Origin of the sequence: Chroococcidiopsis sp. (genome assembly GCF_051657925.1) — a bacterium.
In the GTDB taxonomy this organism is placed as follows: Bacteria; Cyanobacteriota; Cyanobacteriia; order Cyanobacteriales; family Chroococcidiopsidaceae; genus Chroococcidiopsis.
Genome location: NZ_JBOFLP010000121.1, coordinates 1 through 5452 on the forward strand (window position 1 = coordinate 1; position 5452 = coordinate 5452).

Below are 5452 nucleotides of genomic sequence, written 5' to 3' on the forward strand. Positions count from 1 at the left end.
AGTTGAATGACTTCTTGCTGACGAGTAGCGATGAGCGGATTGAGAGGCGCGACAGTGTTATCTTCTGGGGATTGGTGAAACGGAGATTGGTGGTTAAGCATTACGTCTTTCGTATGAAGATGGTTTGCGATCGCTCCTAATAAACCTCGTCTATTATCCACATATACTAGCCATACAAATCATTCAGATTATATCTGCATTCCTTTAATCATAATACGGTAATTTAATCAATTAATGATAGTATGCATGAAGCAAACTAACACGGCAATTAAAAGGAATTCGGCATCTGCTCGTTTGGGCTACTATACACTACTGTTTCACTGACAAAAAGAGAAACTCATTTCCATCAATATATGACTCAGTTGATTGAATACGAAGACAGTAGCGATGAAGTACGTGCTGTATACGATGACATCCGTGCTACCCGTAAAACTGATGAGATTAATAACTTTTGGAAAGCGTTAGCAAACCATCCACCAACTTTACAACGCACTTGGCAGACAGTAAAGGAGGTAATGACTAGTCCTGGAGAAATCGATCCACTGATGCGCGAATTAATTTATATAGCTGTAAGCGTAACTAATGGTTGCGAATACTGCATTGCCTCCCATACAGCAGCAGCATATACCAAGGGAATGAGCGATACTATGTTTGGTGAATTAATGGCAATTGTCGCTACCGCAAATATGACTAATCGCCTCGCTAATGGTTATCAAATTCCAGTAGATGAGCGATTCAAGACTTGAAATACTCAAGGGCGATCGCTTTTTAAAGATAAAATGGATTTTGAAGAGGCGTTCCTGCATTGTATGGAAACTAGAGTGAAGCGATCGCTATAGTCGTTGAAGCATTGTCAAGTTTGAATCAATGTTACTTATCAGCTCGATCAACTAATTTTCTCAATAGCTCTCTGAGCTTGTATACTCACTTCGCGATCGCAATCGTCTAATGCTTGTTGAAGGGCGCTTATAGCATCGGAATTACCTAAATTACCAAGGGCGATCGCTGCTTCTTTTCTCACATCTGAATATTCATCCGCCAACGCTTTAATTAAAGTAGGTAACAACTTAGCATCAGGTATTTTTTGCAAGACCTGTATGGCAGATTTTCGCACTTGCCAATGTTCGTCTTTGAGTGCTTTTTCGACAGCAAAAATTGCTGATGGATTAGCCTGAATTGCTAACGATTTTGCTGCATTGCGGCGCACCTGCCAGTCTGGATCGGCGATCAGTGCTTGCGTTAACAATGCAATCGCTGATTCATCAGCCAAGTGTCCTAACGTTAAAGCTGCCGCACGTCGTACACTGCCATCAGAATCTTGCATTAATTTTAGGGCTGGCGGACAACTTTGAATTTGATTTAGATAGGATAAAGTCGTTACTGCTGCTTCTCGTAATTCGGGATGTTCTGACTTGAAGAAGTCGATTATCGCAGGTAGACATTGAACGTCATGAATTTTGCGTAAAAGAATCAGGATGTTGGATTGGAGATGGAAATTTTCTTGTTGTAGGGAATCTAGTAAAAGTTGTAGATGTTCGGGAGAAACTAACTCGCCTAACGCCGATAGTGCTTCGCTACGAATTTCTGCTTCAGGTGAAGCAAGGCATGGTACTAAAGCGGAAACTACAACAGGATTAGCAATTTCCCACAGCGCCGTTATCGCAATTTTTTGCACGGCATTACTTTCGTCTTGCAAGGCAGTGATTAAAGCATCGATCGCATCTTCTTCTCCCAAGTGTTGCAGAGTTTTGACTGCAACTAAGCGATCGTCTAAATTGGGCGATCGTAACATTTCTAACCATTGTGCTAACTCAGAATTTGTATTTGCCAACATTACTACTCCTGATAAAATTAATTAATGTTCTCATTACTACTCTCTAATAGAAATGATTTTAAAATATTAAATTTTTTAGCCCAATACAAAAAAACTAAGTTGCATTTTAAGAAATGGCAAAAAAGAAACGACATAGGGAACATATAATAGCAGATTTAAGCGTGAATCATGTTGAACGATATGTATTTTTATGTGGTTATTCAGTAGAAAGAGTAGAGTATGATTATGGTTTCGATTTAATTCTCTTTACATATGATGTAAATAGTGAGATTGAGAACGGTCAAATCTACCTACAATTAAAGGCTAGAGATTCTCTTAGAACACTTGCCGACCAAGAAACTATTGCTTTTACAATAGCGCGATCCGATCTAGAATTGTGGCTGTTCGAGCCTATGCCATGTATTCTAATTGTGTATGATGCTCAGTTAGATGTAGCTTATTGGTTATACTTGCAGGCATATTTTGAGAATTTGCCAGGGTTTGACATATCTAAGATTGGTGAAAGTATTACCGTGCGCTTGCCTAAAATGAATATACTAGATCGAGAGGCGATCGAAAAATTTGCCAAATACCGAAATGATATTCTGAACCAGTTAAAGGGAGTAATTCGCCATCATGATTAGAGATATCCAGTTTACCGATCTAGAGCAATTGCTGCTAAAGATAGGTTTTGCGAAAGTACCAACAACTGGTTCTCAACTAGTCTATCAGTATCCATCATCGGGAACTTTGGTCATTTTACCAGCTTATGAGAAGCAGGCTTATGTTCAACCCGTGCATTTGACAGCTGTACGTCGAGTATTGGCAGAGAATGGCTTAATCGACACAAATACTTTCGATAGTTTTTTGGCAAAGGTTGCTATCTAAAGCGGCTTTAGTAAAAGTGATTAACTTCTTCATCGCAACAAAAAGGGAATTTGCACCGTAATCGCATTTGTGGGACATTCTTTTTCACAAGGGAGACAGAACCAACATTCGTCATATTTCATATATGCTTTTCCCGTTTCTGGATTCTTTGCTAATACGTCGAGGGGGCAAACTTCAATGCAAGCCGTGCATTTTTCCAAACACTTAGACTCATCTACAATGACGGGAACATCAACTCTCTGATTAATTAAAGCCATAAAATCAATCTCCAATAGTGAAGCTATCGCCTTAAATTTTATGGTTTATCGTGCTGCTACATGATAAACTTCCTTATCTAAATCGACTTCTACAACATAAGGCTCTACAGGACGCTTGAACAAAAACATTTCTCCCGAATCATCCTTTTTCAAATTTACATGACAGAACCATTCTTCATTATTCTTCTCTGGAAAATCCAGGTGATAGTGATATAAACCCCAACGACTTTCTCGCCGATATAATGATGCGCGTGCTGCCATTTCCGCACAGTCGCGAATAAAATGGACTTCCATACAACGCATGAGTTCGTGAGGGTCACGCGCTCCCATCTGCGCCAAAGTTTCATGGTAGCGGACAAAATGATTTAATCCAATCTCCATCTTGTACCCCGATTTTGGCGGTTGCATATAATCATTAACTAACCGTCGCAACTTATATTCAACCTGAGTATGAGGGACACCTTGAGGCTGATTCAGAGGTGTATAGATCCGCGCTTTTTCTGCTGCTAAAAAGTTGGCATCTGGTTCTAAATGTTCCAAATCTTGAATGTACTCAACAGCATGAGTTCCAGCCAAACGACCGAAGACAAATGCCCCAATCATATAGTTGTGGGGAACGCTTGCCATATCTCCCGCCGCATACAATCCTGGTACGGTTGTTTCTGCTTTTTCATTCACCCAAACGCCAGAAGCACTATGTCCGCTACACAGCCCAATTTCTGAGATATTCATTTCAATTGGGTGGGTGCGATAGTCTTCGCCTCTACCTGCATGGAAACGTCCTCTACTAGGGCGTTCGTTTGCCCAAAGAATCGACTCGATTTCAGCAATTGTATTTTCGTCTAAATGAGTCATTTTCAATTGAATTGGACCCTTGCCTGAATTCAATTCCTGCCACACTTCTAACATCATTTGACCGCTCCAATAATCGCAACTAATGAAGCGGTGTCCTTCGGCGTTGGCAGTATATGCCCCAAAAGGGCTAGCAACGTAAGCACAGGCAGGACCATTGTAGTCTTTGATTAAAGGATTGATCTGGAAACATTCGATATTGGTCAATTCTGCCCCTGCATGGTACGCCATCGAGTAACCATCGCCTGCATTCGTGGGGTTTTCGTAAGTGCCGTAGAGGTATCCTGACGCGGGGAGTCCTAACCGTCCGCAAGCACCCGTACAGAGGATGACAGCCTTTGCCTGGATGACGACAAAATCGCCCCCACGCACGTCAAACCCAACTGCACCGATCGCCCGTCCTTCTGAGACTAAAACGCGAGTTGCCATGACGCGATTCGTGACTTGTACTTTGTGGCGTTTTACCTGGCGGGTGAGAATAGTCTTTAAGTCTTTACCTTCTGGCATAGGGAGTACGTATTTGCCAACTCGATGCACTTGCTTGACATCGTAGTTACCTTGAGGGTCTTTTTGAAACTTAACGCCCCAACTTTCTAATTCTTGAATCGTTTCGTAGCCGAGTTTTGCTGTTTGGTAGACGGCTGGTTGGTGCAGAATGCCATCATTGGCGATCGTGATTTCGCGAACGTACTGTTCTGGTGTGGAGTGTCCAGGGATCACGGCTGTATTCACTCCATCCATTCCCATTGCGATCGCCCCACTACGGCGAATGTTCGCTTTTTCCAAAACCAACACCTGACAGCTAGGGTTTGCTTGTTTTGCCTTGATTGCTGCCATTGTCCCCGCCGTACCGCCACCAATGACGAGTACATCTGTCTTCATCCACTGCTGATTTACGTTACTCATGATACATTTCCTTGCCAAACGATTTCTTTCACGACAATCTGTTTCGGCATCAAATTGATTTTATAGAAGGCATCGGCAACTTGTTGCTGTGCGGCAATGACTTCATCTGTAATCGGCAGTACGCCATACTCGCGCCGCTTTTCTGCTACTTCCAATGCCGCAGTATCGATACCTAACTCAGGCGAGAGAAATTTAGCAACTTCCGCCGGATTCTGCTTTGCCCAGTCATTCACTTCGCTCACCTCTGCTAAGACTGTCTTTAAGACATCAGGACGCTTTTCGGTAAAGGACTTGGCAGCAAGATAATAACCACGATTGGGAGCCAATCCAGTCGCGTCTGTTAAGGTACGTGCGCCTGTTGCTTTCTCGGCTGCTGCTAAGTAAGGATCCCAAATTGCCCAGGCATCAACATTTCTGCCTTCAAAGGCAGCGCGGGCATCTGCTGGAGCGAGAAAAGCTGGTTTGATGTCGCTGTATTGCAATCCTGCTTTTTCGATCGCTTTTACCACTAGGTAGTTAGTATTAGATCCTTTAGCAAAAGCAACTCTTTTACCTTTAAGGTCAGCTACCGTTTTAATCGGAGAATCTTTTGGAACGATAATGGCTTCAGCTTTAGGACCCAAAGGATCGTAAGCCACATAGACTAAGGGAGTACCTGCGGCTTGGGCAAATACGGGCGGTGCTTCTCCGGTATAGCCAAAGTCAATACTTCCAGCATTCATTGCTTCTAACATCG

General features: G+C 42.6%; 7 protein-coding genes. 3 read left to right on the forward strand and 4 right to left on the reverse strand.

What is annotated here, in order from left to right:
- Positions 1-353: 353 nt before the first annotated feature.
- The gene (locus tag ACRC32_RS09090; RefSeq protein ID WP_438553660.1) at positions 354-746 is read left to right on the forward strand and encodes a carboxymuconolactone decarboxylase family protein; all 393 of its coding nucleotides are present in this window, start codon (positions 354-356) and stop codon (positions 744-746) included.
- Between the two features lie 140 nt (positions 747-886).
- On the opposite strand, the gene ACRC32_RS09095 is transcribed toward ACRC32_RS09090, so the two are convergent.
- Positions 887-1834: a HEAT repeat domain-containing protein gene (locus ACRC32_RS09095; protein ID WP_438553661.1), complete on the reverse strand. Its 948-nt coding sequence runs from the start codon at positions 1832-1834 to the stop codon at positions 887-889.
- 161 nt (positions 1835-1995) lie between these two features.
- Between ACRC32_RS09095 and ACRC32_RS09100 the strand changes: the two genes are divergently transcribed.
- Both ACRC32_RS09100 and ACRC32_RS09105 read left to right on the forward strand, forming a co-directional pair.
- Positions 1996-2457, forward strand: coding sequence for a DUF4365 domain-containing protein (locus tag ACRC32_RS09100; RefSeq protein ID WP_438553662.1), 462 nt, complete (start codon positions 1996-1998; stop codon positions 2455-2457).
- Positions 2450-2701 carry a type II toxin-antitoxin system HicA family toxin gene (locus tag ACRC32_RS09105; RefSeq protein ID WP_438553663.1) on the forward strand — a complete coding sequence of 84 codons (252 nt, stop codon included), beginning with the start codon at positions 2450-2452 and terminating at the stop codon, positions 2699-2701. The genes ACRC32_RS09100 and ACRC32_RS09105 overlap by 8 nt, the downstream gene beginning before the upstream one ends.
- A 29-nt stretch (positions 2702-2730) precedes the next feature.
- On the opposite strand, the gene ACRC32_RS09110 is transcribed toward ACRC32_RS09105, so the two are convergent.
- The 3 genes from ACRC32_RS09110 to ACRC32_RS09120 all read right to left on the reverse strand — a co-directional run.
- Positions 2731-2958 carry a 4Fe-4S dicluster domain-containing protein gene (locus ACRC32_RS09110; RefSeq protein WP_053455107.1) on the reverse strand — a complete coding sequence of 76 codons (228 nt, stop codon included), beginning with the start codon at positions 2956-2958 and terminating at the stop codon, positions 2731-2733.
- Between the two features lie 45 nt (positions 2959-3003).
- A complete protein-coding gene (locus ACRC32_RS09115; protein WP_438553664.1) occupies positions 3004-4716 on the reverse strand; it encodes a fumarate reductase/succinate dehydrogenase flavoprotein subunit in 1713 nt (570 codons plus the stop codon).
- Positions 4713-5452, reverse strand: a 740-nt coding sequence (locus ACRC32_RS09120) for an aliphatic sulfonate ABC transporter substrate-binding protein (protein WP_438553665.1), incomplete at its 5' end; no start/stop codon positions are given. The genes ACRC32_RS09115 and ACRC32_RS09120, both read right to left, overlap by 4 nt.

What these genes read in the sequence shown, in the direction of transcription:
- ACRC32_RS09095 (WP_438553661.1), bottom strand. Translation starts at nt 1,834, where the DNA reads ATGTTGGCAAATACAAATTCTGAGTTAGCACAATGGTTAGAAATGTTA.
- ACRC32_RS09090 (WP_438553660.1), top strand. Translation starts at nt 354, where the DNA reads ATGACTCAGTTGATTGAATACGAAGACAGTAGCGATGAAGTACGTGCT.
- ACRC32_RS09110 (WP_053455107.1), bottom strand. Translation starts at nt 2,958, where the DNA reads ATGGCTTTAATTAATCAGAGAGTTGATGTTCCCGTCATTGTAGATGAG.
- ACRC32_RS09105 (WP_438553663.1), top strand. Translation starts at nt 2,450, where the DNA reads ATGATTAGAGATATCCAGTTTACCGATCTAGAGCAATTGCTGCTAAAG.
- ACRC32_RS09115 (WP_438553664.1), bottom strand. Translation starts at nt 4,716, where the DNA reads ATGAGTAACGTAAATCAGCAGTGGATGAAGACAGATGTACTCGTCATT.